The sequence below is a fragment of the Pantoea sp. 22096 genome (assembly GCF_052045955.1).
Taxonomy (GTDB): Bacteria; Pseudomonadota; Gammaproteobacteria; order Enterobacterales; family Enterobacteriaceae; genus Pantoea; species Pantoea alfalfae.
Genome location: NZ_JBQEPW010000001.1, coordinates 1,269,614 through 1,296,196, shown reverse-complemented (window position 1 = coordinate 1,296,196; position 26,583 = coordinate 1,269,614). Strand labels below are relative to the sequence as shown.

Annotated in this window: 21 protein-coding genes, 3 tRNA genes and 1 other RNA gene; 12 read left to right on the top strand and 13 right to left on the bottom strand. The window is 53.7% G+C overall.

Features of this window, described 5'->3' with window-relative positions; all coding sequences use genetic code 11:
- The first annotated feature begins 375 nt into the window (after nt 1-375).
- Nucleotides 376-2,757 (top strand): phosphoenolpyruvate synthase, encoded by a 2,382-nt coding sequence (ppsA, locus tag ACTJKZ_RS05995; protein ID WP_161735816.1) that lies wholly within the window; start codon nt 376-378, stop codon nt 2,755-2,757.
- Between the two features lie 69 nt (nt 2,758-2,826).
- Here the strand turns inward: ppsA and rprA are convergent.
- Both rprA and ydiK read right to left on the bottom strand, forming a co-directional pair.
- An RNA gene (gene rprA / locus ACTJKZ_RS05990) (antisense sRNA RprA) lies at nt 2,827-2,934 on the bottom strand.
- Nucleotides 2,935-3,226: 292 nt separating this feature from the next.
- A complete protein-coding gene (gene ydiK / locus ACTJKZ_RS05985) occupies nt 3,227-4,345 on the bottom strand; it encodes an AI-2E family transporter YdiK (RefSeq protein WP_371876300.1) in 1,119 nt (372 codons plus the stop codon).
- A gap of 205 nt (nt 4,346-4,550) precedes the next feature.
- On the opposite strand from ydiK, the gene ydiJ reads away from it, so the two are divergent.
- A complete protein-coding gene (ydiJ, locus tag ACTJKZ_RS05980) occupies nt 4,551-7,604 on the top strand; it encodes a D-2-hydroxyglutarate dehydrogenase YdiJ (RefSeq protein ID WP_222924107.1) in 3,054 nt (1,017 codons plus the stop codon).
- A 33-nt stretch (nt 7,605-7,637) separates the two neighbouring features.
- Here the strand turns inward: ydiJ and ACTJKZ_RS05975 are convergent, their stop codons facing one another.
- Entirely contained in the window at nt 7,638-8,042 is a 405-nt protein-coding gene (locus ACTJKZ_RS05975; protein ID WP_161736479.1) for a hypothetical protein, read from the bottom strand.
- 388 nt (nt 8,043-8,430) lie between these two features.
- Here ACTJKZ_RS05975 and sufA point away from each other — a divergent pair, with 388 nt between their 5' ends.
- Genes sufA through ACTJKZ_RS05940 form a run of 7 tightly spaced genes read left to right on the top strand, consistent with a single transcriptional unit; the run spans nt 8,431 to nt 15,093 of the window.
- A complete protein-coding gene (sufA, locus tag ACTJKZ_RS05970; protein WP_003853229.1) occupies nt 8,431-8,805 on the top strand; it encodes a Fe-S cluster assembly scaffold SufA in 375 nt (124 codons plus the stop codon).
- Between the two features lie 7 nt (nt 8,806-8,812).
- On the top strand, nt 8,813-10,306 hold the full coding sequence (gene sufB / locus ACTJKZ_RS05965; RefSeq protein ID WP_013357696.1) for a Fe-S cluster assembly protein SufB: 1,494 nt from the start codon (nt 8,813-8,815) through the stop codon (nt 10,304-10,306).
- A gap of 42 nt (nt 10,307-10,348) precedes the next feature.
- Nucleotides 10,349-11,095 carry a Fe-S cluster assembly ATPase SufC gene (gene sufC, locus ACTJKZ_RS05960; protein ID WP_161736468.1) on the top strand — a complete coding sequence of 249 codons (747 nt, stop codon included), beginning with the start codon at nt 10,349-10,351 and terminating at the stop codon, nt 11,093-11,095.
- Entirely contained in the window at nt 11,070-12,350 is a 1,281-nt protein-coding gene (gene sufD / locus ACTJKZ_RS05955; RefSeq protein WP_440829359.1) for a Fe-S cluster assembly protein SufD, read from the top strand. Before sufC ends, sufD begins: the two co-directional genes overlap by 26 nt.
- On the top strand, nt 12,350-13,573 hold the full coding sequence (sufS, locus tag ACTJKZ_RS05950) for a cysteine desulfurase SufS (RefSeq protein WP_161736480.1): 1,224 nt from the start codon (nt 12,350-12,352) through the stop codon (nt 13,571-13,573). The genes sufD and sufS overlap by 1 nt, the downstream gene beginning before the upstream one ends.
- Before the next feature lie 21 nt (nt 13,574-13,594).
- Nucleotides 13,595-14,011, top strand: a complete 417-nt coding sequence (sufE, locus tag ACTJKZ_RS05945; protein WP_161736470.1) for a cysteine desulfuration protein SufE — start codon at nt 13,595-13,597, stop codon at nt 14,009-14,011.
- A 56-nt stretch (nt 14,012-14,067) separates the two neighbouring features.
- Nucleotides 14,068-15,093 carry a L,D-transpeptidase family protein gene (locus tag ACTJKZ_RS05940; RefSeq protein ID WP_440829358.1) on the top strand — a complete coding sequence of 342 codons (1,026 nt, stop codon included), beginning with the start codon at nt 14,068-14,070 and terminating at the stop codon, nt 15,091-15,093.
- A gap of 81 nt (nt 15,094-15,174) precedes the next feature.
- Here ACTJKZ_RS05940 and ACTJKZ_RS05935 read toward each other — a convergent pair whose 3' ends face one another.
- The 6 genes from ACTJKZ_RS05935 to ACTJKZ_RS05910 all read right to left on the bottom strand — a co-directional run bounded on the left by ACTJKZ_RS05935 (nt 15,175) and on the right by ACTJKZ_RS05910 (nt 19,242).
- A complete protein-coding gene (locus ACTJKZ_RS05935; RefSeq protein ID WP_003853216.1) occupies nt 15,175-15,411 on the bottom strand; it encodes a major outer membrane lipoprotein in 237 nt (78 codons plus the stop codon).
- 303 nt (nt 15,412-15,714) lie between these two features.
- Nucleotides 15,715-17,127, bottom strand: a complete 1,413-nt coding sequence (pykF, locus tag ACTJKZ_RS05930; protein ID WP_033732486.1) for a pyruvate kinase PykF — start codon at nt 17,125-17,127, stop codon at nt 15,715-15,717.
- A 344-nt stretch (nt 17,128-17,471) separates the two neighbouring features.
- Nucleotides 17,472-17,548: transfer RNA gene (locus ACTJKZ_RS05925), tRNA-Val, on the bottom strand.
- Between the two features lie 11 nt (nt 17,549-17,559).
- A tRNA-Val gene (locus tag ACTJKZ_RS05920) sits at nt 17,560-17,636 on the bottom strand.
- 3 nt (nt 17,637-17,639) lie between these two features.
- Nucleotides 17,640-17,716 (bottom strand) — tRNA-Val (locus tag ACTJKZ_RS05915).
- Between the two features lie 152 nt (nt 17,717-17,868).
- Complete coding sequence (locus ACTJKZ_RS05910; RefSeq protein WP_161736473.1) at nt 17,869-19,242, bottom strand: MATE family efflux transporter; 1,374 nt, start codon at nt 19,240-19,242, stop codon at nt 17,869-17,871.
- Nucleotides 19,243-19,445: 203 nt separating this feature from the next.
- Between ACTJKZ_RS05910 and ACTJKZ_RS05905 the strand changes: the two genes are divergently transcribed.
- Nucleotides 19,446-20,108: a riboflavin synthase subunit alpha gene (locus tag ACTJKZ_RS05905; RefSeq protein ID WP_161736474.1), complete on the top strand. Its 663-nt coding sequence runs from the start codon at nt 19,446-19,448 to the stop codon at nt 20,106-20,108.
- A gap of 339 nt (nt 20,109-20,447) precedes the next feature.
- Here the strand turns inward: ACTJKZ_RS05905 and cfa are convergent, their stop codons facing one another.
- Together cfa and punC are read right to left on the bottom strand one after the other, a co-directional pair.
- Nucleotides 20,448-21,596, bottom strand: coding sequence for a cyclopropane fatty acyl phospholipid synthase (gene cfa / locus ACTJKZ_RS05900; RefSeq protein WP_440829357.1), 1,149 nt, complete (start codon nt 21,594-21,596; stop codon nt 20,448-20,450).
- 310 nt (nt 21,597-21,906) lie between these two features.
- Nucleotides 21,907-23,109 carry a purine nucleoside transporter PunC gene (punC, locus tag ACTJKZ_RS05895; RefSeq protein WP_161736476.1) on the bottom strand — a complete coding sequence of 401 codons (1,203 nt, stop codon included), beginning with the start codon at nt 23,107-23,109 and terminating at the stop codon, nt 21,907-21,909.
- Between the two features lie 107 nt (nt 23,110-23,216).
- Between punC and punR the strand changes: the two genes are divergently transcribed.
- Nucleotides 23,217-24,122, top strand: coding sequence for a DNA-binding transcriptional activator PunR (gene punR, locus ACTJKZ_RS05890; RefSeq protein ID WP_161736477.1), 906 nt, complete (start codon nt 23,217-23,219; stop codon nt 24,120-24,122).
- On the opposite strand, the gene purR is transcribed toward punR, so the two are convergent.
- Nucleotides 24,119-25,144: an HTH-type transcriptional repressor PurR gene (purR, locus tag ACTJKZ_RS05885; protein WP_013357708.1), complete on the bottom strand. Its 1,026-nt coding sequence runs from the start codon at nt 25,142-25,144 to the stop codon at nt 24,119-24,121. The two genes, punR and purR, sit on opposite strands and share 4 nt — an antisense overlap.
- Before the next feature lie 281 nt (nt 25,145-25,425).
- On the opposite strand from purR, the gene cydH reads away from it, so the two are divergent.
- Nucleotides 25,426-25,515, top strand: coding sequence for a cytochrome bd-I oxidase subunit CydH (cydH, locus tag ACTJKZ_RS05880; protein ID WP_095707274.1), 90 nt, complete (start codon nt 25,426-25,428; stop codon nt 25,513-25,515).
- A 47-nt stretch (nt 25,516-25,562) separates the two neighbouring features.
- On the opposite strand, the gene ACTJKZ_RS05875 is transcribed toward cydH, so the two are convergent.
- Complete coding sequence (locus tag ACTJKZ_RS05875; protein ID WP_161736478.1) at nt 25,563-26,372, bottom strand: C40 family peptidase; 810 nt, start codon at nt 26,370-26,372, stop codon at nt 25,563-25,565.
- Between the last annotated feature and the right edge of the window lie 211 nt (nt 26,373-26,583).

The window sequence follows — 26,583 nt, the reverse complement described above, 5'->3', positions numbered from 1 at the left end:
TCTCTGATTTTAATTTCTGGAATGTCTGCCCGGATTATCTGTCTGCAGTTTCATCACACTAATAAAAATGAAAAGGCGTTTCGATTCGCCGGAATTCTTTTCAACCGTGATCGGGCTACAAATAGCCCTGCGTCTGTTGCGCAACAAAACAGAATGCATAAGTGGCTGAAAATCTTCCATTTCCTGCCACATCAATCAGTTAGAGGAATATAGCGACTTTGCGCAACAGCAAAATAATCCGCTCACAATTCCGAAACTGCGGCTGAAATTCTGCTTTAACGATTCAACAGATCGTTATTGATGGGGTGATATGCCAGGCTGGAAACAGCTCACTCTCTGTGTCCATTCATTGATAATTGATTAAGGATAAGCGCGATGTCCACTCAAGAACAGCCACTGGTGCTCTGGTATAACCAGCTTGGTATGCATGATGTTGATCGGGTAGGCGGCAAAAACGCCTCCTTAGGTGAAATGATAACGAATCTGTCGTCGCTGGGCGTTTCCGTGCCCAATGGTTTTGCGACCACGTCGTACGCCTTTAACCTGTTCCTCGATCAAAGCGGGCTGAACCAGCGAATTTATGCGCTGCTGGATGAGACAAATATTGATGATGTTGATGCGCTGGCAAAAGCGGGTAAACAGATTCGTCAGTGGGTGGTGGAAACGCCGTTTCTGCCGGAGCTGGAGTCCGCCATTCTGGACGCTTATCAGCAACTGTCTGCCGATGATGCTGACGCGTCGTTTGCCGTCCGCTCCTCTGCCACCGCCGAAGATATGCCCGACGCCTCCTTTGCCGGCCAGCAGGAAACCTTCCTGAATGTGCAGGGCATCGACGCCGTGATGGTGGCGGTCAAGCATGTCTTTGCTTCACTGTTTAACGATCGTGCTATCTCTTACCGTGTGCATCAGGGCTACGACCATCGTGGCGTGGCGCTCTCTGCGGGCATACAGCGCATGGTGCGTTCGGACCTGGCCTCGTCAGGTGTGATGTTCACCATTGATACCGAGTCCGGCTTTGATCAGGTGGTCTTCATTACTGCCGCCCTGGGACTGGGTGAGATGGTGGTGCAGGGCGCTGTTAACCCGGATGAGTTCTATGTTCACAAGCCAACGCTGGCGGCCGATCGTCCGTCTATCGTACGCCGCAACATGGGCTCAAAAAAGGTGCGCATGGTGTATGCCGATTCTCAGGCGCATGGCGAACAGGTACGCATCGAAGATGTGCCTGAGGCCGAACGCGACCGATTCTGCCTGAACGATGAGGAAGTGCAGGCGCTGGCGAAGCAGGCGGTGCTGATTGAACAACACTATCAGCGGCCGATGGATATTGAGTGGGCCAAAGATGGACATACCGGCAAGCTGTTTATTGTTCAGGCGCGTCCTGAAACCGTGCGCTCAAATGGTCAGGTAATGGAGCGTTATACGCTGCAGGGTCAGGGCAGCGTCGTCGTTGAAGGGCGAGCCATCGGTCATCGTATCGGCGCAGGCGTGGTGAAGGTCATCCACGATATCAGCGAAATGAACCGCATTGAAAAAGGCGATGTGCTGGTGACGGACATGACCGACCCGGACTGGGAACCCATCATGAAAAAGGCGTCAGCCATTGTCACTAACCGTGGCGGACGAACCTGTCATGCGGCAATCATCGCGCGTGAGCTGGGTATTCCGGCGGTAGTGGGCTGTGGCGATGCCACCGATCGGCTAAGAGAGGGCCATCAGGTTACCGTTTCCTGCGCTGAGGGCGACACAGGCTACGTTTATGATCAGCTGCTCGACTTCGACGTCACCAGTTCGCAGGTCGATTCACTGCCTGAACTGCCGCTGAAAATCATGATGAACGTGGGCAACCCCGATCGTGCTTTTGATTTTGCCTGTCTGCCGAACGAGGGTGTTGGCCTGGCGCGGCTGGAATTTATTATTAACCGAATGATTGGCGTCCACCCTAAAGCGCTGCTTGAATTTGATCAGCAGACGCCGGAACTGCAGCAGCAGATCCGTAAAATGATGAAAGGATTTGATAATCCGGTGGAGTTTTACATCGCTCGTCTGACCGAGGGAATTGCCACGCTTGGTGCAGCATTTGCACCGAAACGCGTAATTGTCCGACTTTCCGACTTTAAAACCAATGAATATGCCAACCTCGTTGGCGGTGAACGCTATGAGCCGCAGGAGGAAAACCCGATGCTGGGATTCCGTGGTGCAGGTCGCTATGTGGCGGATAACTTCCGCGACTGCTTTGCGCTGGAGTGTGAAGCGGTAAAACGCGTTCGCAACGAGATGGGCCTGACCAACGTCGAAATCATGGTTCCGTTTGTGCGTACTGTGGATCAGGCGCAGGCCGTGGTGGAAGAGCTGGCCCGTCAGGGGCTGAAGCGCGGTGAGAACGGGCTGAAGATCATCATGATGTGCGAGATCCCGTCTAATGCGCTGCTGGCAGAGCAGTTCCTGCAGCACTTTGATGGCTTCTCTATCGGCTCTAATGACATGACGCAGTTGACGCTGGGGCTGGACCGCGATTCCGGTGTCGTCTCCGCGCTGTTTGACGAGCGTAACGAAGCCGTGAAAGCGCTGCTTTCCATGGCCATCAAAGCAGCCAAAAAGCAGGGCAAATATGTTGGAATCTGTGGGCAGGGACCGTCAGACCATCAGGATTTCGCCGCATGGCTGATGGAAGAGGGCATCGATAGTCTGTCGCTGAATCCGGATACCGTAGTGGAAACGTGGGTGAGTCTGGCACAGTTAAACAAAACCGCCTGACACCGCTTGCAGAAATGATGAAAGGCCCGCACTGCGGGCCTTTTTCTGTTATAGCTGGTCAGGTTCAGGCAAAAAAAAAGCCCATCACAGGGGATGGGCAAAGACTACACACAGCAATTCTTTACGCTACTCAGGGGAATCAGGTTGTCTGAAAATCAATAGCTTGACTTCGAACATAGGAAACATGTTATTCATACCGCTGGCTGGCGTCTTTAAGAATCCTCTTATTAGTTTAAAGCCGATAATCTTTTGTCACCTTTACTTCGCCGTTTGACTTAAGAAACAGTGCAGAAAGTAATCTTTTTTAGGCCACAAAGGTCAAATAAAGGCCAAAGATGGCTTTTTTCTTAAAAATCGCTAATGGAAAACAGAATTTATCTGATTGGTGAGAGTAGGTGCGGTTAATCATCATTAACCGCACTAATCAATGCTCAAAAGGGGGATTGGCGAAACGCGTTACTGCATCGCATCAGACGGCAGGCGGGGTTCCCTCATGATCGGCCAGCGCATCCGCCACGGCCAGCGGGTCATTATCTGGCGCTGGCGCTTCATGAACCCAGACGGAAACGAGACGGTAAGAAACAGCCAGAACTACCGGCCCGATAAACAAACCAATCATGCCGAAGGCAAACAGGCCACCTATTACGCCAGAGAGGATCAGGATCATCGGCAGATCGGCACCCATCCGGATTAACATGGGGCGCAGAACGTTATCCATTGTACCGACCACACAACTCCAGACCAGCAGCACGGTCCCCCAGGTTGTATCGCCGCTCCAGTAGAGATAGATAATGGCCGGGACCAGCACCAGCAGCGGGCCAAGCTGAACCAGACAGCAGAGGATCATCAGCACCGTTAACAGCGTGGCATAGGGAATGCCGGAGATCGCCAGACCAATACCGCCCAGCACGCCCTGAACCAGTGCCGTCACTACCACGCCAAGCGCCACGGCACGAATGGACTGTGCTGCCAGCAGCACGGCGGCATCACCGCGCCGTCCCGCCATGCGGAAAGCAAAGTGACGGATGCCCTGGGCAGCCTGTTCGCCACGCCAGTAAAGCAGCACACTGAATAGCAACATCACGCCCAGATGGATCATAAAGCGGCCAAAATGACCGGCCTGCGCGACAAAAAAGCCGGTAGTACGGCCAATGTAGGGCTGAATTTTGGCCATGATGCCGGCACCACCGCTCGCTACCAGCGTGTCATAACTGACATAAAGCTTTTTGCCGACCATCGGCACATCCCTGAGCCACAGCAACTGCGGCATCGTATGACCCTGGGTAACCCAGGCGATAACCGGGGCACTGTTATCGATCAGGCTGCTGACCAGCAGTGCGATAGGGATGATAAACAGCAGCAGCAGCAGCATTGTCATCACGATCACCGCCAGCGAACGGCGCCCCCATAACAGTCGCTGGAATTTCAGCATCAATGGCCAGGTCGCAATCACCACCATGCTGGCCCAGGCAAAGCCCAGAATAAACGGCTGCACCACCCATAAGCAGGCGACGATCAGCAGCAGAATGAACATCAGGGTGAAGAGTATTTGCGGTAAATCCATATCCCGGTACTGGCTTTTCATCATTGACTCATAACCTCGTCTTAATCCTTCATTTCAGGGCATTCGGGTGCCCGTTTTTATCATGATCTATTTGCCAGGGTTTAAACAGCGTCGCGGAGAAAGGTTTTTGTCTTTTCTGAAAAAAGGGCAGTCGCAGAAAAAATATGATAAAACGAGAAATCGCTCACGTATAAACGCAAACGTTTACAACACCTTCGGTCAGACAATCATGATCCCACAGATTTCGCAGGCACCGGGCCTCGTTCAACTGGTGCTGACGTTCCTTGAGTCGCTGAAAGAGCAGGGTTTTACCGGCGACATTGCAACCAGCTATGCCGATCGTCTTTCACTCTCCACCGATAACAGCATCTATCAATTGCTGCCCGACGCGGCGCTCTTTCCGCGTTCGACGGCGGACGTTGCGCTGCTGGCCCGTGTGGCTGGAGAAGCACGTTTTGCCAGCCTGGTGTTCACCCCGCGCGGCGGCGGCACCGGCACTAACGGTCAGTCGCTGAATCAGGGCATTGTGGTAGACATGTCGCGCTACATGAACCGCATCCTGGAAATCAATACCGATGAGGGCTGGGTACGCGTCGAAGCCGGCGTCATCAAAGATCAGCTGAATGCCTGGCTGAAGCCTTTCGGCTTTTTCTTTTCGCCTGAATTGTCCACCAGTAACCGCGCCACGCTGGGCGGCATGATCAATACCGACGCGTCGGGCCAGGGATCGCTGGTCTATGGCAAAACCTCAGACCATGTACTGGGCCTGCGCGCCGTGCTGCTGGGCGGCGATATTCTTGATACGCGGCCGATGGCCACCGCGCTGGCTGAAACGCTGGCACAGACGGCAACCCTCGAAGGCCGTATTTATCAGCAGGTGCTGACACGCTGCCGCGAGCACCGCGATCTCATTGTGGAAAAGTTTCCCAGGCTGAATCGCTTCCTGACCGGATATGACCTGCGTCATGTCTTCAGCGACGATATGCAAACCTTTGACCTGACACGTCTGCTATGTGGCGCTGAGGGCACACTGGCCTTTGTCACTGAGGCGCGTCTCGATATCACCCCGCTGCCGAAAGTGCGGCGGCTTGTGAACATTAAATATGACTCCTTCGATTCTGCCCTGCGTAACGCGCCCTTTATGGTGGAAGCGCAGGCGCTGTCAGTTGAGACCGTTGATTCCAAAGTGCTGAACCTGGCGCGGGAAGATATCGTATGGCACTCGGTACGTGAATTGATTGCTGACGTACCCGATAAAGAGATGCTGGGTCTGAACATCGTTGAGTTCGCGGGTGACAATGCCGCGCTCATCGATCAGCAGATCGAAAAACTGTGTGCCCGGCTTGATGCGCTGATGCAGCAGCAGCAGGGCGGCGTGATTGGCTATCAGTTCTGTAACGATCTGGCGGGCATTGAGCGCATCTATAACATGCGTAAAAAAGCGGTAGGTCTGCTGGGAAATGCTAAAGGCCGGGCTAAGCCGATTCCGTTTGTCGAAGATACCGCCGTTCCGCCGGAAAAACTGGCGGACTACATTGTCGAGTTTCGCGCGCTGCTCGACAGTCACGGCCTGAGCTACGGCATGTTTGGTCACGTCGATGCAGGCGTCCTGCACGTGCGTCCGGCGCTGGATATGTGCGATCCGCAGCAGGAGATGATGATGAAACAGATCTCTGACGAAGTGGTGGCGCTGACCGCGCGCTATGGCGGCCTGCTGTGGGGCGAACATGGCAAAGGGTTCCGCGCCCAGTACAGTCCGGCATTTTTCGGTGAGACGCTGTTTAATGAGTTACGTCGCATCAAAGCGGCGTTCGACCCGCTTAACCGCCTGAATCCGGGCAAAATCTGTACGCCCTTTAACAGCAACGACGAGATGATGCAGGTTGATGCGGTTAAGCGCGGAACATACGATCGGCAGATTCCGTTAACGGTCCGGGATGAATGGCGTGGAGCGATGGAGTGTAACGGCAACGGGTTATGTTTCAATTTTGATGCCCGCAGCCCGATGTGTCCCTCCATGAAGATTACCCGCAACCGTATTCACTCGCCAAAAGGGCGGGCAACGCTGACGCGGGAGTGGCTGCGGCTGCTGGCCGGGCAGGGCGTTGATCCGCTGGTACTCGAAAAACAGCTGCCGGAAAACAGCCTGTCGCTACGCGGGTTGATCGCCCGTACCCGCAACAGCTGGCACGCCAGCAAAGGGGAGTATGACTTTTCACACGAGGTGAAAGAGGCGATGTCCGGCTGTCTGGCCTGTAAAGCCTGTTCCACCCAGTGTCCGATTAAAATTGACGTACCTGCTTTCCGTTCGCGCTTTCTGCAGCTCTATCACACCCGTTATCTGCGCCCGGTCAGCGATCACCTGGTGGCGGCAGTCGAAGGTTATGCGCCTCTGATGGCGAAGGCACCAAAAGTGTTCAACTTCTTCCTGCGCCAGCCGTGGGTGAAAGAGTTAAGTAAAACGCATATCGGCATGGTCGATCTGCCGCTGCTTTCGTCTCCTAACCTGAAACAGCAACTCAGCGGCCATCCCGCCATGAACATGACGCTGGAACAGCTGGAGGGACTGACAGCCACGGAACGCGCCAGCTGTGTGCTGGTGGTACAGGATCCCTTTACCAGCTTCTATGAGGCACAGCTGGTGAACGATTTTGTCAGGCTGATTGAGAAGCTGGGTTACCGCCCGGTGCTACTGCCTTTCTCGCCAAACGGTAAAGCGCAGCACGTGAAAGGCTTCCTTCAACGTTTCGCACGCACGGCAGCCCGTACCGCTGATTTTCTCAATCGGGTTGCAAAACTGGAACTGCCGATGGTCGGCGTCGATCCGGCTACCGTGCTCTGCTATCGCGATGAGTATCGTCACACGCTGGGTGAATCGCGCGGCGACTTCAACGTATTGCTGGTGCATGAATGGTTAGAGCGTGCCCTGGCAGAACGTGAGGTACAGGCCACGGGCGGGGAGTCCTGGTATCTGTTTGCACACTGCACTGAGGTAACAGCTCTGCCTTCAGCGCCCAACCAGTGGCAGGCGATTTTCTCCCGTTTTGGCGCAAAGCTGGAGAACATTAATGTAGGTTGCTGCGGCATGGCGGGCACTTATGGGCACGAAAGTCAGAACCTTGAAAACTCGCTGGGGATCTATGCGCTCTCCTGGCATCCCCAGCTTCAGCGACTGCCGCGCCAGCGCTGTCTGGCCACCGGCTATTCATGCCGCAGCCAGGTCAAGCGTGTGGAAGGCAACGGCATGCGCCATCCGCTACAGGCATTGTTAACGCTAATGTAAAAAAATTGTGCGCGACGTCACGTCGTGACTGGATTAGAATATCCAGCCTGCGTGACGCACGAAGTCACTTTGCAGCACGGCGGCTTTGTTCCACTCTCCGACCATAGCCAGTTGATGGCAGAGGCGGGTCAGGGACAATCGCGCCAGTTGATAGGCCTGAAGGCGAAACAGGCGATCGCGATCGTTGTTTCCCATCTCCTGCACCAACCGGTGATGCAGTTTACCCATCGCATGCAGGTAACTCTGATCGTCACCGTTCAACTGGCAGACTTCTGCCATATCCTGGCAGGCATCGTTAAACTGACGTAGCTGATGAATCGTGCAGTCGGCCCGGTCGAGTTTTGCCTGCGCCATATAAAAGTCGACGGTGATATCACGCACCGAAAACTGGTACTCGTCGATTTTATGCTGCAGCCAGGCGGAGACAGAAAGCATTATGGCGTCACCCTCAATGTTAATGATAATAATTATCATATTCATTTGGGGCGCGATTGCAATTGCAGGAGAGAAAAATTTATCGATTTATCCTGCCTGTCGGTATAATCGGAAATAACAATCTGTTTACATCAGAGAAAGGCGTAACCTATCAATAAACATTTTTATCAAAAATGGTTATTTCAAATAGAGTGATTTATTAATAGGTTATCACTGGCTTATTGAGACTGACTCTGTTCACACAGGATGAACGGAAGCAGCTATGCTTAATAATTGAGCGAATAAAACAGCACAAGATGATTATCCCTGCAAAACAAGAGGTTGAAGTGATTGGTCAGATCACTACCATAGGGGGATAGCCTGAAAAGGTCCGGACTCAAGAGGTATCAACATGGCATCTGTTAATACAGACTCTTTCTCACCCGACGATTTTGTCTGGAAAGGTCTGACGCTGACTGAAACCGCAGCGCAACAAATTCTCAATCTGGCGGCTCAGGACCCTGAAGTCAAGGGGCTGCGTCTGGGCGTAAAACAATCCGGTTGCGCCGGTTTTGGCTACGTCATGGATCTGGTGAAAGAACCCGTCGAAGACGATCTGCAGTTCTCATTCCACGGCGCAACGCTGTTTGTGCCGCTACAGGCGATGCCATTCGTTGATGGCACTGAACTGGATTACGTTCGCGAAGGCCTGAATCAGATTTTTAAATTCAATAACCCTAAAGCTCAGCACGCCTGCGGGTGCGGTGAGAGCTTTGGCGTCGAGTAAGTGAAATATGTCACGACACAGCGAAACATCTGACGATGTACAAATCTGGGAAGGCAAGCTCAACTACAAAGAGGGCTTCTTTACCCAACTGCAGACCGAAGAATTTGCCAACGGCATCAATGAAGATGTGGTGCGGGCGATCTCGGCTAAGCGTAACGAGCCAGAGTGGATGCTGGAGTTTCGTCTTAAAGCGTTTCGTGCCTGGCTTGAAATGGAAGAGCCGCACTGGCTGAAAGCGCACTACGAAAAACTCGACTATCAGGATTACAGCTACTACTCCGCGCCCTCGTGCGGTAACTGCGATGACACCTGCGCCTCAGAGCCGGGTGTGACGCAGGCTTCAGGCAGCGCGCCAGCCAGCGACTACCTGACGCAGGAAGTGGAGAACGCTTTTAATCAGTTGGGTGTGCCGGTGCGTGAAGGGCGGGAAGTGGCGGTTGACGCCATTTTTGACTCCGTCTCTGTGGCAACCACCTATCGCGGCAAGCTGGCGGAGCAGGGGATTATCTTCTGTTCATTCGGCGAAGCGATTCAGGAACACCCGGAGCTGGTGAAGCAATATCTCGGCACGGTAGTTCCGGCTAACGATAACTTCTTTGCCGCACTGAACTCGGCGGTGGCCTCTGACGGCACCTTCGTCTATATCCCGAAAGGGGTGCGTTGCCCGATGGAGCTGTCGACCTATTTCCGCATTAACGCAGCAAAAACCGGTCAGTTCGAGCGCACCATCCTGATTGCCGATGAAGACAGCTACGTCAGCTACATCGAAGGCTGTTCAGCCCCCGTGCGTGACAGCTATCAGCTGCATGCCGCCGTGGTGGAAGTGATCATCCATAAAAATGCTGAAGTGAAATATTCGACCGTTCAGAACTGGTTCCCTGGCGGCGAAGGCGAGGGCGGTATCCTCAACTTCGTGACCAAGCGTGCGCTGTGTGAAGGTGACCACAGCAAGATGTCCTGGACCCAGTCTGAAACCGGTTCAGCGATCACCTGGAAATACCCGAGCTGCATTCTGCGCGGGGATTATTCGGTGGGTGAGTTCTACTCGGTGGCACTGACCAGCGGTCGTCAGCAGGCCGATACCGGCACCAAGATGATCCACATTGGTAAAAACACCAAATCGACCATTATCTCCAAAGGGATTTCGGCCGGTAAAAGTCAGAACACCTATCGCGGCCTGGTAAAAATCATGCCAACTGCCACCAATGCCCGTAACTTTACGCAGTGTGACTCAATGCTGATCGGCCCTGATTGCGGCGCACATACGTTCCCGTATGTCGAAACCCGCAACAATACTGCCCAGCTTGAGCATGAAGCCACGACCTCACGTATCGGCGAAGACCAGATGTTCTACTGTCTGCAGCGCGGTATCAGTGAAGAAGACGCCATCTCGATGATCGTGAACGGCTTCTGTAAAGACGTATTCTCGGAGCTGCCACTGGAATTTGCTGTGGAAGCCCAGAAATTGTTAGCCATCAGCCTTGAGCACAGTGTGGGCTGATGCCGTCACACGCCTTGCCGGAAGCAATGTGAAGGAATAAGAATGTTAAGCATTAAAGATTTGCAGGTCAGTGTTGAAGATAAAGCCATTCTGCGTGGCCTGAATCTCGAAATTAAACCGGGCGAAGTGCATGCCATCATGGGGCCGAACGGCTCAGGTAAAAGCACGCTGTCAGCCACGCTGGCAGGCCGCGAAGATTATGAAGTCACTGGCGGTTCAGTCAGCTTCAAAGGTAAAGATCTGCTGGAGCTGGCCCCTGAAGAGCGTGCCGGTGAAGGCATTTTTATGGCGTTCCAGTATCCGGTAGAGATTCCGGGCGTCAGCAACCAGTTTTTCCTGCAAACCTCGGTTAATGCGGTGCGCAAATATCGTCAGCAGGACGAGCTGGATCGCTTCGATTTCCAGGACTTCATTGAAGAAAAAATTCAGCTGCTGAAGATGCCGGAAGATCTGCTGACCCGTTCAGTGAACGTTGGCTTCTCAGGTGGTGAGAAGAAACGTAACGACATCCTGCAGATGGCGGCGCTTGAACCTGAGCTTTGCATCCTGGATGAGACTGACTCCGGTCTGGATATTGATGCCCTTAAAATCGTGGCTAATGGCGTGAACAGCCTGCGTGACGAGAAGCGTGCCTTTATCATCGTCACTCACTACCAGCGTATTCTGGACTACATTAAGCCAGACTTCGTTCATGTTCTGTATCAGGGCAAAATCGTGAAATCTGGCGACTTCTCGCTGGTGAAACAGCTGGAGGAGCAAGGTTATGGCTGGCTTACCGACGAAGAGTGATTCTGCGCTGCAACAGTGGCATCACCTGTTTGAATCACGTGGCGACGTGCGTTCTCTGCAGGCACAGCAGCACTGGCAGCAACTGATGCGGGTTGGCCTGCCAACCCGCAAGCATGAAAACTGGAAGTACACGCCGCTGGATACGCTACTGTCCCAGCAGTTCGTGCTGCCCGATGCGCCGCAGACCCTGAGTGCTGAACAGGTTGATGCACTGGCCCTGCCGCTGGATGCGATCCGTCTGGTGTATGTCGACGGTCAGTTCCAGCCCGCCTTCAGCAGCCGCGACGTCGAACTGTTTGAGATCCAGCACAGCGTGGCCGCCGAGCGCCGTCCGCTGCCTGCAGCGGTTCAGCCGGAAGTCTTCCTGCACCTGACCGAGAGTCTGGCAGAAGCGGTGACGACACTGCGTCTGGCACGCGGTAAAGCCGCAGCCCGTCCGGTCTACCTGCTGCATATCACTAGCGGCCAGCAGACGGGCATGAACACAGTTCACTATCGTCATCACCTGCAGCTGGAAGAGAGTGCCGAGGCGGAAGTCATTGAGCACTACGTTTCACTGGATGAGCGCGCCCATTTCACCGGCACGCGCTTTACCTTTGCGATTGGTGACAATGCGAAACTGACTCACACCAAGCTGGCCTTTGAAAGCAGCGCCAGCTACCACTTTGCGCATAACGATCTGGTGATTGGTAACGATGGCCAGGTCAGCAGCACCAGCTTCCTGCTGGGTGCGGGCCTGTCGCGTCACAATACCAGTACTCAGCTGAATGGCGAAAATACCATACTGGCAATTAACAGCCTGGTTCTGCCGGTGAAACAGGAAGTGGCGGATACCCGTACTTACCTGGAGCACAACAAAGGCCACTGTGTCAGCCGCCAGATGCATAAAACCATCGTGCGTGACAAAGGGCGTGCGGTATTTAACGGTCATATCAAAGTGGCGCAGCATGCACTGAAGACCGACGGGCAGATGACCAATAATAACCTGTTGCTGGGCAAGCTTTCTGAAGTCGATACCAAACCGCAGCTCGAAATTTACGCGGATGACGTTAAATGCAGCCACGGTGCTACCATTGGTCGTATTGATGATGAGCAGATGTTCTATCTGCGTTCTCGCGGTATTGAGCAGGATGCGGCACAGACCATGATTATTCATGCGTTTGCAGCTGAACTCACCGAAACACTGGAAAATGAGGTGATGCGTCAGGCCGTGCTGCAGCGTATCGCGCAACGTTTTCCCGGAGGCGACATATGATGAACTTCGATCTCGAACGCGTCAGGGCTGATTTTCCTATCCTGAAGCGTGAGGTCAACGGTCATCCGCTGGCCTATCTTGACAGTGCGGCCAGCGCACAGCGTCCACTCTCGGTGATTAACGCCGAGAGTCATTTCTATCAGCACGGCTATGCGGCCGTGCATCGTGGTATCCATACGCTGAGCCAGCAGGCGACCAGTGATATGGAGAACGTGCGCGATCAGGCTGCCCGTTTCATTAACGCCGGCTCACAGGAAGAGATTATCTTCGTTAAAGGCACCACCGAAGGCATCAACCTGGTGGCAAATACCTGGGGCAGCAGTAACCTCAGGTCTGGCGACAACCTGATCATCACGGAGATGGAGCATCACGCCAATATCGTGCCGTGGCAGATGCTGGCACAGCGTACCGGTGCAGAAGTGCGTGTTCTGCCATTAAATGACAACGGTGAGCTGGCGCTGGAGCAGCTGGCGGGGCTGATAGACAGCCGCACGCGCCTGCTGGCGGTTACGCACGTTTCTAACGTGCTCGGCACAGTTAACCCGGTTAAAGCCATCGTGGCCCAGGCAAAAGCCGCTGGCGTGATTACGCTGGTGGATGGCGCGCAGGCTGTGATGCATGACAAAGTGGATGTGCAGGATATCGGCTGCGACTTCTACGTCTTCTCCAGCCATAAACTCTATGGTCCGAATGGCGTCGGTATTCTCTATGGGCGCAAAGCACTGCTGGATGAGATGCCACCGTGGGAAGGCGGCGGTTCGATGATCGGTCAGGTTCTGCTGCCCACCGGCACCACATGGAACAGTGCGCCGTGGCGTTTTGAAGCAGGTACACCGAACACCGGCGGCATTATCGGCTTTGGCGCGGCGATGGCCTATGTGCAGGCGCTGGGACTGGATACCATTCATCAGCGTGAGACGGCATTGATGAATTACGCGCTCGATAAGCTGGGCACCGTTCCGGATATTCAGATCTATGGCCCGCAGTCTCGTGCCGGTGTTATTGCCTTTAACCTGGGCAAACATCATGCTTTCGATGTCGGCAGTTTCCTGGATCAATACGGTATTGCCATCCGCACCGGACATCACTGTGCGATGCCACTGATGCAGCACTACAATGTCCCGGCGATGTGCCGTGCTTCCTTCACCTTCTATAACAGTGAAGAGGAAGTGGATCGTCTGGCTGCTGGTTTGGCACGCATTCATCGTCTGCTGGGCGGCTGAACAGTTTTAACGGAGTCACTGATGGCAAATTTGCCTGAAAAAGAGAAACTGGTTCGCAACTTCAACCGTTGCGCTAACTGGGAAGAGAAGTACCTCTACATTATCGAACTGGGTTCAAAGCTTCCGGAATCTTCTGAAACGTTACACCAGCCGGAAAACGCGATTTCGGGTTGCCAGAGTCAGGTGTGGATTAGAATGACCCCGCAGGCCGATGGTTCCATCGCATTTGAAGGTGACAGTGACGCTGCTATTGTTAAAGGTTTGATTGCTATTGTATTTAGTCTCTATCAGAACCTGCCACCCGCTGAAATTCTGGCGCTGGATGTGCGCCACTGGTTTGGCGAACTGGCACTGGTGCAGCACCTGACGCCCACCCGATCGCAGGGGCTGGAGGCGATGATTCGGTCTATTCGCCATACCGCTCAGAACCTCAGCTAAGTTACACTCGACAGACGCCATCCGGCGTCTGTTTTTTTATCTGACGAGAAAATTGCATGAAACCTGCTTTACGTTTAGCCGGTGCATTGCTGCTGACCTGCTTTGGGCTCTCTGCACCCGCATTCGCCACCGAATACCCGCTGCCACCGCCTGACAGTCGCCTGATTGGCGAAAACGTTCTGACTCAGGTTCCTGATGATAAACAACCACTGGAAGCCATTGCAGCCCGCTACCAGGTCGGGCTGCTGGGCATGCTGGAGGCGAATCCCGGCACCGATCCCTGGCTGCCCAAAGCGGGTACCCAACTGACGGTACCGCTGCAGATGATCCTGCCCGACACGCCACGCGAAGGGATTGTGGTGAATCTGGCCGAGCTGCGTCTCTACTACTATCCCAAAGGGGAAGATAAGGTTATCGTCTATCCCATCGGCATTGGCCAATTGGGTGCGGCAACGCCGGTCATGGTGACCCAGATCAGCCAGAAAATCCCGAATCCGACCTGGACCCCCACGGCTAACATTCGCAAGCGCTACGCCAGAGAGGGCATTACATTGCCTGGCGTGGTACCAGCCGGACCGGATAATCCAATGGGACAGTTCGCCATGCGTCTGGCACGGGGTACCGGCCAGTATCTGATCCACGGCACCAATGCGAAGTTTGGCATCGGCATGCGGGTCAGTTCAGGCTGTATCCGTCTGCGTTCAGAGGATATAGAAGCGCTGTTCAACGCCGTCCCCAAAGGCATGCGTGTTCAGATCATCAATCAGCCGGTTAAGTACGCGTTGGAGCCGGATGGAAAACGCTACGTGGAAGTGCATCAGCCGCTGTCGCGTAACGATAAAGACGATCCACAGACCATGGCCATTGCGATCGGCAGTGACCTGAAGAAATTCATGAAGAGTGAGAAGAGTGATAGCGCGCTGATTAAAGCCAGCTTAACGCGACGCTCAGGCATGCCTGTGCTGGTCAGCAGTGGCGAGCCGGTGCAAAGTGATACCGTGCCGCCTGCGGGGCTGGAGAGTGCATCTGTGGGGGTTGATAGCCCGGTGACACAGGCTGAGGGTAACGCGGTTCAACCCTGACTGGATAAGTGTCTGTGGAGGGCACTGAATTCGGAGCAAAAAAAATGGCGCCATAAAGGCGCCATTTTTAAACCAGAACTCTTACTTACGGTAAGAGTGAGCCTGGTTGTCCAGACGCTGGTTAGCGCGAGCTGCGTCATCTTTAGCAGCCTGAACGTCTGAACGCACTGCGTTCACGTCGTTGCTCAGCTGGTCAACTTTAGCGTTCAGAGTCTGAACGTCTGAAGACAGCTGGTCGATTTTAGCGTTGCTTGAGCAACCAGCCAGCATAGTTGAAGCCAGAACTACCGCGCCCAGTACCAGTTTAGTACGATTCATTATTTATACCCTCTAGATTGAGTTAATCTCCATGTAGCGTTACAAGTATTACACAAAGCTTTTTAAGTTGAGAATAAATTTTTGATGAGAAGATGCTTAAATTTGATCGTTCGCTCAAAGAAGCAGCGAATCCCAGAATATGATAAAAAAATTTAGCGAAAACAGAGAGATTTAATCGGATTAACCTTAATATTAAGAGTATTTGAATAGTTATTTTCGATTGGAATTTTCCGGGATTTGGTTTAAGTAGAAATAAAAAAAGCGCCTCATTAAGGCGCTTTAAAATAATGGCAAAAAAGAGTTTTACAGTACGTGTACAGAGGCGGTGTTGGTAGTTCCGCTTGGTACTAATGCACCTGACACCAGCACCACAACATCACCTTTCTGTCCATAACCACTTTCCAGCGCGGCTTCTTTACCCAGACGATAGAAATCATCGGTTGAGGCGATTTCAGTGACCAGACGGGTCTCGATCCCTTTGCTCAGGATCAGCTGACGTGCGGTGGTCTGATTGGTGGTCAGTGCCAGAATGGTGGCGTTCGGGAAATATTTACGTACGGCTTTAGCAGACTTACCACCTTCGGTCGCGACCACAATCAGTGGCGCTTCCAGCTTCTCAGCCGTCTCTACCGCACCACGGCAGACTGCTTCAGTGATACGCAGCTTGCGGGTATCGTTCTGGCTGTCGATGCGTGACTTCATGACGCGGTCGGTACGCTCACAGATGGTCGCCATGATGGTGACCGACTCCAGCGGATAACGACCCTTAGCGCTCTCACCAGACAGCATGACTGCATCGGTACCGTCGAGGATGGCGTTCGCTACATCACCGGCTTCTGCACGGGTAGGGCGCGGGTTCTTGATCATGGAATCAAGCATCTGCGTCGCGGTGATAACAACTTTACGTGCTTTATTACATTTTTTGATCATCATCTTCTGCGCGAAGATCACTTCTTCGACCGGGATCTCAACACCCAGGTCACCACGCGCAACCATGATGCCGTCTGACGCTTCGAGAATTTCGTCGAAGTTATTCAGGCCTTCCTGGTTTTCGATTTTAGAGATGATCTGGATATGCTCGCCGCCGTGCTGTTTCAGGTGCTCACGAATTTCCAGGACGTCTGAACGCTTGCGGATGAAAGAGGCGGCGACAAAATCTACGCCCTGCTCACAACCAAAAATCAGGTCGCGCTTGTCTTTCTCAGCCAGAGCAGGCAGCTGGATGGAGACGCCCGGCAGGTTAACGCCTTTGTTCTCACCCAGATCGCCATTGTTCAGGACTTTGCACACGACGGTATTTTCAGTGACTTCGGTCACTTCCATGCCAATCAGTCCATCATCGACCAGCACGGTGTTACCAATTTTCAGGTCGGCTGTGAAACCCGGGTAGGTCACCGCAACGCGTTCGCTGTTGCCGATCACACTCTGGTCGGTAGTGAAGGTAAAGGTCTGGCCAGCTTTTAGCGCCGCATCGTTGCCGCCTTCCAGCTTCATGGTGCGGATTTCAGGGCCTTTGGTGTCCAGCAGGATAGCCGCCTGACGACCGGTTTTTTGCATGACGGCACGCATATTAGTTATGCGTTGACCATGCTCAGCGTAGTCGCCGTGAGAGAAGTTAAGACGCATAACATTCATGCCCGCTTCAAGCAGTTGAGTCAGCATCTCTTCGGATTCGGTTTTCGGGCCGATTGTACAAACGATTTTAGTCTTTTTCATGACGGATTTTCTGTAAGTTGTGATGGATGAATAAGGGCGAAATCCGATGGCAGCGCATCGAAGTGAAAATTCTGATTGAGACTGAAATGGGCAGTACTGAGTAAGAATAGGTGACGAAGGCCAGGCGTGCAGGGAAGTTGTGTGGTTACGGTTGGTAACCACCACGCTGTTGTTGCGCAAATCATTTGAGTTATCGCAGTAAGCACGTGATCGCTGAAACCTTTCAAGTAAGCAACGCGGGACAGTATAGACGCTAAGTATGCGAAAACCAATCAAAAAGCAGAGGGGGGAGCGATGCAGATCAATAAAAGGGAGAGTTGCGCAAGCTGAAGAAATTCTGAAAGTGGTGCGCTCTAATGGACTCGAACCATCGACCCCCACCATGTCAAGGTGGTGCTCTAACCAACTGAGCTAAGAGCGCATACTGAATATTGGTGCGTCCGAGTGGACTCGAACCACCGACCCCCACCATGTCAAGGTGGTGCTCTAACCAACTGAGCTACGGACGCACTTGGTGCGCTCTAATGGACTCGAACCATCGACCCCCACCATGTCAAGGTGGTGCTCTAACCAACTGAGCTAAGAGCGCAACATGCTGTCAGGGCGACAGCGGGGACGAATATTAACGGCAGCGCAGAAGCCTGGCAAGGGGAAAATAGTTTTTTCGCCATGACTGAGCAGCAACTGTGCTAACCGTCGTTTTTTTCGTCATCGCGGGCCATAATTAACCCGCTTTTACGGTTATCGCGCCGCGCGCGCCAGAATGATTTCCGCAGGTGACCGCTGTAAGCGTCTGATGCGCCAGATCATCATGACTGCCGCCGAGGTCAGACCGATAATAAAGCCGCACCAGAAGCCTGCTGGCCCCATCCGGGGCACCAGCCAGTCAGTCAGCGCCAGCAGATACCCGGCGGGCAGTCCCAGCAGCCAGTAAGCGATGAAGGTAATAAAGAAAATGGACCTTGTGTCTTTATACCCACGCAGGATCCCGCTGCCAATCACCTGTATCGAGTCCGAGAACTGATAAATCGCTGCCAGCAGCATCAACTGCGCCGCCAGTGTGACCACTTCAGGGTTGTCGTTATAGAGCAGGGCAATCTGGTGACGAAACGTCACGGTAAAAATCGCGGTCAGCGCTGCCATGCTGATGCCCACACCCTGAGCGGTCCAGGCGGCGACTTTTGCCTGCTCGGTAGAACCCTGACCCAGACGATAGCCGACGCGGATGGTGGTTGCGACGCCCAGCGACAGCGGTAATACAAACATCAGTGAACTGAAGTTCAGCGCGATCTGGTGACCGGCCACATTCACGATCCCCAGTGGTGAAACCAGCAGGGCCACAACGGCAAATAGCGTGACCTCAAAGAACAGCGCCAGTGCCACCGGCAATCCCAGCGTCATGAGACGGCTCAGAATCGGACGCGAAGGCGGCGACCAGTGGCTCTCCATACGGATATCGCGCATGCTGCCCATCCGGCGCACCCAGAAGCGCATGCAGATAAACATCACCCAGTAGACCGATGCCGTTGCCACGCCGCAGCCGACACCGCCCAACGCGGGCATGCCGAAGTGGCCGTAGATAAAGACATAGTTCAGCGGGATGTTAAACATCAGGCCCAGAAAGCCCAGCACCATGCCGGGTTTGGTTTTCGACAGCCCCTCGCACTGATTACGCAGCACCTGAAAGAAGAGATAGCCTGGCGCGCCGAACAGCAGGGCATGCAGATAGCCCTCGGCTTTAAGCGCCAGCGCGGGATCGATGTCATGCATCGCCCGGATAAGATAACCGGCGTGCCACAGCAGCACCATAATCAGCAGTGAGACAAAAAAGGCGAGCCAGTAGCCCTGGCGGATCTGTTCGCCGATGCGTTCGCGGCGGCCTGAACCGTTGAGTTGCGCAACGGTGGGCGTCAATGCAAGCAGAAGACCATGACCAAACAGGATGGCCGGAAGCCAGACAGAGGTGCCGACAGCAACGGCGGCCATATCCGTGGCGCTGACTGCGCCGGCCATAATGGTATCCACAAATCCCATTGCGGTTTGGGCCACCTGAGCAAGGATGACCGGAATCGCAAGGGCCAGCAATTGACGCGCTTCTGTTAAATACTTCTGCACGTTAACACCTGACTTATTAAATGAATTAAAAGGGCAGAAAAGCCCTTGGGAATAGCGCGCATCAGTGTAACCGGGGTAACAGAATTCGCCAATCTTTGTCACACAATGCGTTTTGCCACAGATTACAGAGGCGGTGCGGGCTGAATTCTAACAGCCTACCGGAGCTGTGATAAACTAGCGTAAACTTCGCAGAGGCAAAGACTATGTTTACCGGTATTGTGCAGGGCACCGCAGAAATCGTGTCCATTGAAGAAAAAGAACTGTTTCGTACCCACACTGTCCGACTGCCGGAAGAGCTCTTACCGGGCCTGGCGCTGGGCGCATCTGTTGCCCATAACGGTTGCTGTTTAACCGTAACGGCCATTGAAGGCGATTGCGTCAGTTTTGATTTAATTAAAGAGACGCTGCGGGTCACTAACCTTGGCGATTTACGTCAGGGCGATGTGGTTAATATTGAGCGTGCAGCGAAATTCAGCGATGAAATAGGCGGTCATCTGATGTCAGGTCATATTATGACCACCGCTGAAATCTGCAAGATTATCCAGTCAGAACACAATCGCGAAGTCTGGTTTAAAATCCAGGATCCAATGCAGATGAAATATATCCTGCATAAAGGTTTTGTCGGTATCGACGGCATCAGTCTGACGGTAGGCGATGTGACAAAGACTAAATTCTGTGTCTATCTGATCCCGGAAACGCTGGAGCGCACCACTCTGGGCACGAAGACGTTTGGCGACCGGGTCAATATTGAGATCGATCCGCACACGCAGGCAATTGTAGAGACCGTTGAGCGGGTGTTAGCACAGCGCGATGCCGCGGCAGCAATGAGCATGCTGACCGGCCATTCAGCCTCCGAGAATGAATAAAAGGCGTGTAAGCGCTGCAGGCAGCCAAATCGGTTTTAATCTGTCAGCATTATAAAAGCTCAGGGCGCAGGGAATCAGGTCAGAAGAGGAAAGCGTCTCGCGCTATGGACAAAAACGCCAGGCGTTTTTGAACAACGCAACGTGTTGGCCCGTTAACGGGCGCACCTCAGGGATGAGGTGCGTAATCGCGCGGGCCGAACATGTCAGGGATGACGGGTTTTGCGACTTTCCGATCTGACCCCGTTTCGTGCGCAACGCTCCCTGTTAAAGCAAAACAGACCTTTCTTTTCAGGTCTTCGGCCGGGAAAGCGCCTTCGTAATTACCAGCTTTTATACTCCCTATCGCGCCACCCGTAATCCACCCTCAACACCGCGGCTGAACACAATCTGCCACAGCTGAATATCGCGCGCCCGGAAGGCACCGGCACAGGCATTGAGATAATAGGAGAACATTCGCTTAAAGCGTTCGCCATAGTTGTCGGCCAGCGCCGGCCAGGCCTGCAAAAAGCGCTCATGCCAGGCCATCAACGTTTTGTCGTAATCGGCCCCGAAGTTATGCCAGTCTTCCAGAATAAAATGCGGCTCGCTGGCATCCGCCACGTGACGCACGGAAGGCAGGCAGCCGTTAGGGAAGATATATTTGTCAATCCAGGGATCGACGCTCATATCGGTTTTAATCGCGCCAATGGTGTGAAGAAGGAAAATACCATCAGGTTTTAAATTACGATCAACCACATCAAAATAGGTGGCGTAATTCTTTGGCCCGACATGCTCGAACATGCCTACTGAAACGATGCGATCAAACTGCTCATTCAGATCGCGATAATCCTGCAACAGAATCGTGACATCTAATCCGCTACAGCGCTGCTGCGCCAGTTTCTGTTGTTCGGCGGAAATCGTCACGCCATGCACTTTAACGCCATAATGACGTGCGGCAAATTCCGCAAGTCCGCCCCAGCCACAGCCGATATCCAGCAGCGACATTCCCGGTTCCAGCGCTAATTTACGGCAAATCATATCCAGCTTGGCTTCCTGCGCCGTCGCCAGGGTCGTGGCCTCTTTCCAGTAGCCACAGGAATATTGCATATAGGGGTCAAGCATCAGTGAAAAGAGATCGTTACCCAGGTCGTAATGCTCTTTACCGACAATCCAGGCCCGCTTTTTCGACTGCAGATTGGTTAAGCGGGCAGCGGCGATGCGCAGCGTATCTTTAAAGTGATGCGGGAGTTGCTGATCGAGTTTATGTTTAAGCACCTGATGGAAGAAAATATCCAGCCGGTCGCACTCCCACCACCCATCCATGTAGCTTTCACCGAGCCCAAGCGATCCTACCTGCAGAACACGCTTAAAAAAGCCGGGATGATTAATATGAATATCCCAGGGACGTGAACCATTAATTTCAATATCCGCTTTTTCCAGCATTTCGTGGACGATGCGATACCACTGGTTTTCTTCAGTGCTCACTGCTTCTGCATAAGATGAACTCATAGCTTTTCCACCACCTGTCCAATCTGAACCTGAACAAAGAGTAGTCAATTTTGTCAGGCATTGAGAAACGGTACGGATGATTCCGCACACCGGTTGACTGTGTGATACAGAGGACTGGAATAGCCTGCAGCAGGTCGGTCAGGCTAAGAATAACGCGCGCGAATACCGTCCCGGCAACAGGGTGCCAATCAGATTATTACGTTAGTATATTATTGATTTATTACAGGTTTGTTGACCCGAATGAGTATATTCTCACGCGGGTCAATATTCAATGACTTATTGTTAGGATGCTAACGAAAAAGTCAATGTGTCACTGGTTATCCTGGCAGGCAGGTTGCGGAGAGGCAACAACAGATTGTGCGCTTGCGGTACGCTGCATGGCGTAACCGAGTAGCGCCAGCAGAATCGTTACCGTCATTATCAGCGTAGTGGTAAACAGCGCCTGGGTTAATCCGGCAGAGACTGCCAGGCTTGCAGCGAAGCAGAGTCCGAGTTGTAAGGTGTTCTGCAATGCGGCCGCTTTACCGGTGGCGTGCGGGAAGGGCGTCAGCGCACTGGAAACCACAATCGGATAAATTGCGCCGTTAGCCAGCGCCATCCCACAGAACGGCACCATCAGGCTCACCAGCGTACTGTTGCCTGCAAGTGCAACAGCAAACAGCGCCAGAATGCTCAGGCTGTAGACGCCTAACAGCCAGGGGAGCAGCTGTGCGCCGTTAAAGCGGTTGAGCAGGGCGCGACAGCCAAATCCACCGATTAAAAAGGCGAGGGTCTGGGGTACATAACTCAGGCCGATATCGGCGGGCGAGAGACCCAGATCCGCCAGAATGAACGGCGATCCGGTCAGCCAGGCAAAGAAGCTGGCAGAACAGGCAGAGTAGATCAGCACGTTGCCGCTGTAGACCCGGGATTTCAGCAGGGTGAGAAAGCCGGGCTGTGCTCCTTTTTCGCGTGCTTCCGGGCGTACTGTGGGCAGACGCAGGGTGGTCAGAATCAACGCCACCGCAATCAGTGTCAGCACCAGAAAAATCGAACGCCAGTGGAAGTGACCGATCAGCCAGGCACCCAGCAACGGGGCCAGCGCCGGGGAGAGCGCAACCAGCGGCATAATCGTTGCAAAGACTTTGTTGGCGCGCGCGGCGGGGTAGCGATCCACCACCAATGCCTGCCAGCTCACGGCGGCAGCACAGACGCCAATGGCCTGCACAAAGCGCAGCGCCAGCATCAGAGTAATATCATTCACCCACAGCATGCCCGCACAGCCGACGCCAAACAGGGTCAGTCCGGCCAGCAGCACCGGCTTACGGCCGATGCGGTCGGAGAGCGGTCCCCAGAAAAGCTGACCCACGGCAAAGCCTCCCAGAAAGAGGCTCATACTGGCGCTAATCAGGCCGGGCGAGGTATTAAAGGTGTGCTGCATCGCACCAAAGGCGGGCAGATACATGTCAGTGGCTAAAAAGCCGAGCATGCTCAGCAGGGCAAGATAGGGCATAAATCCTTTATTCGACAGCATCTCATTCTCATTTTTGCAGGATAAACGCGGCAGAGTGTAAAAGGTGCGTTTGCCGCTGTGAAACGGTAATATTTGCCGGTTGCTGTTAAAATTTTTGAAGGCAGATTATGTGGTCAGAATATGCATTAGAGGTCGTTGACGCGGTTGCCCGAGGGGGCAGCTTCAGCGCAGCCGCGCAGGAGCTGCATCGGGTACCTTCTGCCATCAGCTATACAGTGCGTCAGCTGGAAAACTGGCTGGCGGTGCCGCTGTTCGAACGCCAGCATCGTGAAGTGGTGCTGACGCCAGCAGGCGAACATTTTGTCCGGGAAGGGCGCAGCGTCATCAAAAAAATGCTTGCTACACGGCGGCAGTGTCAGCAGCTGGCCAATGGCTGGCGCGGGCAGCTCAGCATTGCCGTTGACCGTATCGCCAAACCTCAGCGCACCCGGCAGCTGGTCAAAGATTTCTATCGCCACTTCCCCGATATGGAGCTGATCATCAGCTATGAAGTTTTTAATGGTGTCTGGGATGCGCTGGCCGATGGCCGGGTGGAAGTTGCGATTGGGGCCACCCAGGCAATTCCGGTGGGCGGACGGTTTGCGTTTCGCGATATGGGTACGCTCAACTGGCGCTGCGTGGTCGCGCCCGATCATCCGCTGACGCAGGCGAGCCAGATAGATGACGACACGCTGCGTAGCTGGCCGTCCCTGGTGCTGGAAGATACATCACGCGCACTGCCGCGTCGTATGACATGGACGCTGGATAACCAGCGCAGGCTGGTGGTGCCGGAGTGGCAAACCGGACTGGAATGCGTGCAGGCGGGCTTGTGCGTGGCGATGGTGCCGGGGCATCTGGCCAGGCCACTGCTCGACAGTGGCGAGCTGGTGGAGCTAACGCTTCCGGTAGCATTTCCGGACAGCCCCTGCTGCGTTAGCTGGGCCGAGGATCGCGCATCACCGGCGACAGGCTGGTTGCTCAGCTATCTGGGTGATGCGCAAACGCTTAATCAGGAGTGGTTAAGCGAGGATTAGCGGCGATAGTCGCGGAACGGACCATCGGCCACTGAACGGCGCTCAATCAGCGTCGGATGGACTTCAATCGTTTGTGACACTTCGCGCTTACTGGTGATGCGGTCGAGCAGCATATCCAGCGCCTTCTCACCCAACTGGGCTTTAGGCTGATGCACCGTGGTCAGGGCAGGGGCGAAATAGCGTGCGTTGCGCACATTGTCATAACCGATTACCGAAATATCCTGCGGCACGCGCAGACCCATCTCGTCGGCGGCGCAAATGGCCCCCATCGCCATGATGTCGCCGCCGCAGAAGACGGCGGTCGGGCGCTGCTTTTGCGACAGGATCTGCTGCATCGCCTGATAGCCCGACTCTGGCTCAAAGTCACCCTGCACAATCCACTCCGCGCGCGGCTGAATTCCCGCTTCTTCCAGTGCCTTCAGGAAACCGGCATGGCGTCCGCCGCCGGTATTGCGCTCCATCTGACCCGGAATGGCACCGATATCACGGTGTCCGCGTTCAATCAGATAGCGTCCCGCCAGATAGCCGCCCTGGAAGGCATTATCGAGAACCGTATCGGTAAAGTCGGCGCGCGATTCGCCCCAGTCCATCACCACCATCGGGATATTGCGGTTCTCTTCCAGCATCTGCAGCAGATCGTCCGGATACTCAGAGCACATCACCAGCAGGCCATCGACACGCTTCTGCGCCATCATGCTGAGGTAGGCGCGCTGTTTTTGCAGGTCGTTATGCGCATTACCCAGAATCAGCGTATAGCCTTTATCAAAACAGTGATTTTCAACCGCCTCAATAATTTCAGCGAAATAGGGCGCTTCGCTGGAGGTGGCAAGCAGACCCAGCGTCTTGGTGTGGTTTACTTTCAGACTGCGTGCTACAGCGCTCGGCGAGTAGTGCAATTCTTTAATTGCCTGCCAGACCGCCTCGCGCGTCTCTTCAGCGACAAAGCGGGTTTTATTGATGACGTGCGAAACGGTGGTCGTTGAGACGCCAGCGCGTTTCGCCACATCTTTAATTGTTGCCATGAAAATCGGACTCCAGTGCTTACCTAACTCTATGATAAGCGTAATGTTAAACGTTTGCGTCTGCTCAGGGTTTTTTCCGCAAAAATGCGGCTTTTCTGGCCGGTAAACAGGCTTCAGGCGGAGAAAAAACGCCTCAAAAGATGCGCAAACGGAATCAGGGTTGCACGCGTTGCGCAACAAAGGCGAGATTCTAACAAGGCTGAACGGATAAAACGAGATTTTTACCGGACCCTGTGGGAAAATGCCATATCCCTACAAAGTGTGTGACTAAGGAGCAAACAATGAGTACCGATCTTAAACTGGCGTTAATGACCACTGTCGGCTGTCTGCTGATGATTGTGGCTTTCAGTTTTACCGCCATTCTGCACTAATAAAAAAAGCCGGGATAATCCCGGCTTTTTTCGGACTGTAGTGCTGCTCAGCGAATGGTTTTCGGCGTCATCACCCGACGGGCACCAATATAGTGGCGCTGCCAGTAATCTTCGCCTAATGCACTGATCTGAATATCTTTGCCGGTACGTGGCGACTGAATAAACTTGCCATCGCCCAGGTAAACGCCGACGTGGTCCGCCGTACCGCGACCGTTAATGCGGAAGAAGACCAGATCGCCTTTCTCCAGCGATTCACGCTTAATCGGTGCTGCGTCACGCAGGTGATACATCTCGTTAGCGGTACGCGGGATCTTAAACTTCACCAGATCTTTATAGGCATACCAGACCAGACCGCTGCAATCGAAACCAGTATGTGGTGAGGTGCCGCCCCACTGATACGGTTTACCCAGCTGTCCCATCAGCTTCGTCATCGCGGTTTCTCGCGCTTTCTGGTAGCGCTGACGGTGTGATTTGCTCATTTTAATCGTGCCAGGTTCGCTGGTGGTGACCTCAGCGGTTTTCAGCAGGCGCTGATGACCATAGCGTTTTTTTTCTTTATTTTTTTCTTTGCTTTTGCTGATACGGGCGGTTTTAAGCGAGGTCTTCTTAGCAGGCGTCTGTTTAGCAGTGAGTTCGACTTTTTTCTGTTTTTTCGTTTTGAGTTTTTGAACAGGGCTGAGGCGAGTTTTTTTGGTCACCGTTTTTACCTGGCGACGCTTGCGGCGCTCATCATCGCGCGCACTCTTTTTTTCTGCTTTATGCGTACTGACGTTCACCGGCGTGTGCGGGGAAGCAGCAGCGACGTTGAAAAACAGTTGCGCAAAGGCCAGCATGAAAAGCGTAATGATTAAACGCATAGTCCGTTGATTAGTTAAGTTGTCAGGGCCACTACGCACCGCGACAAAGTTGAGATTAATCTGATCCAGGATCAGTGCCCAGGCCATTCTAGTCCAGTTCTTTTAAAAACTGTAATGCCTTTTAATATTAATCTTTGCAACCCATGCAATCGCGCTGAAAATGAACATTTTCAGCATCTTATCTCGACGAAATTATTACGAATTATTAAAC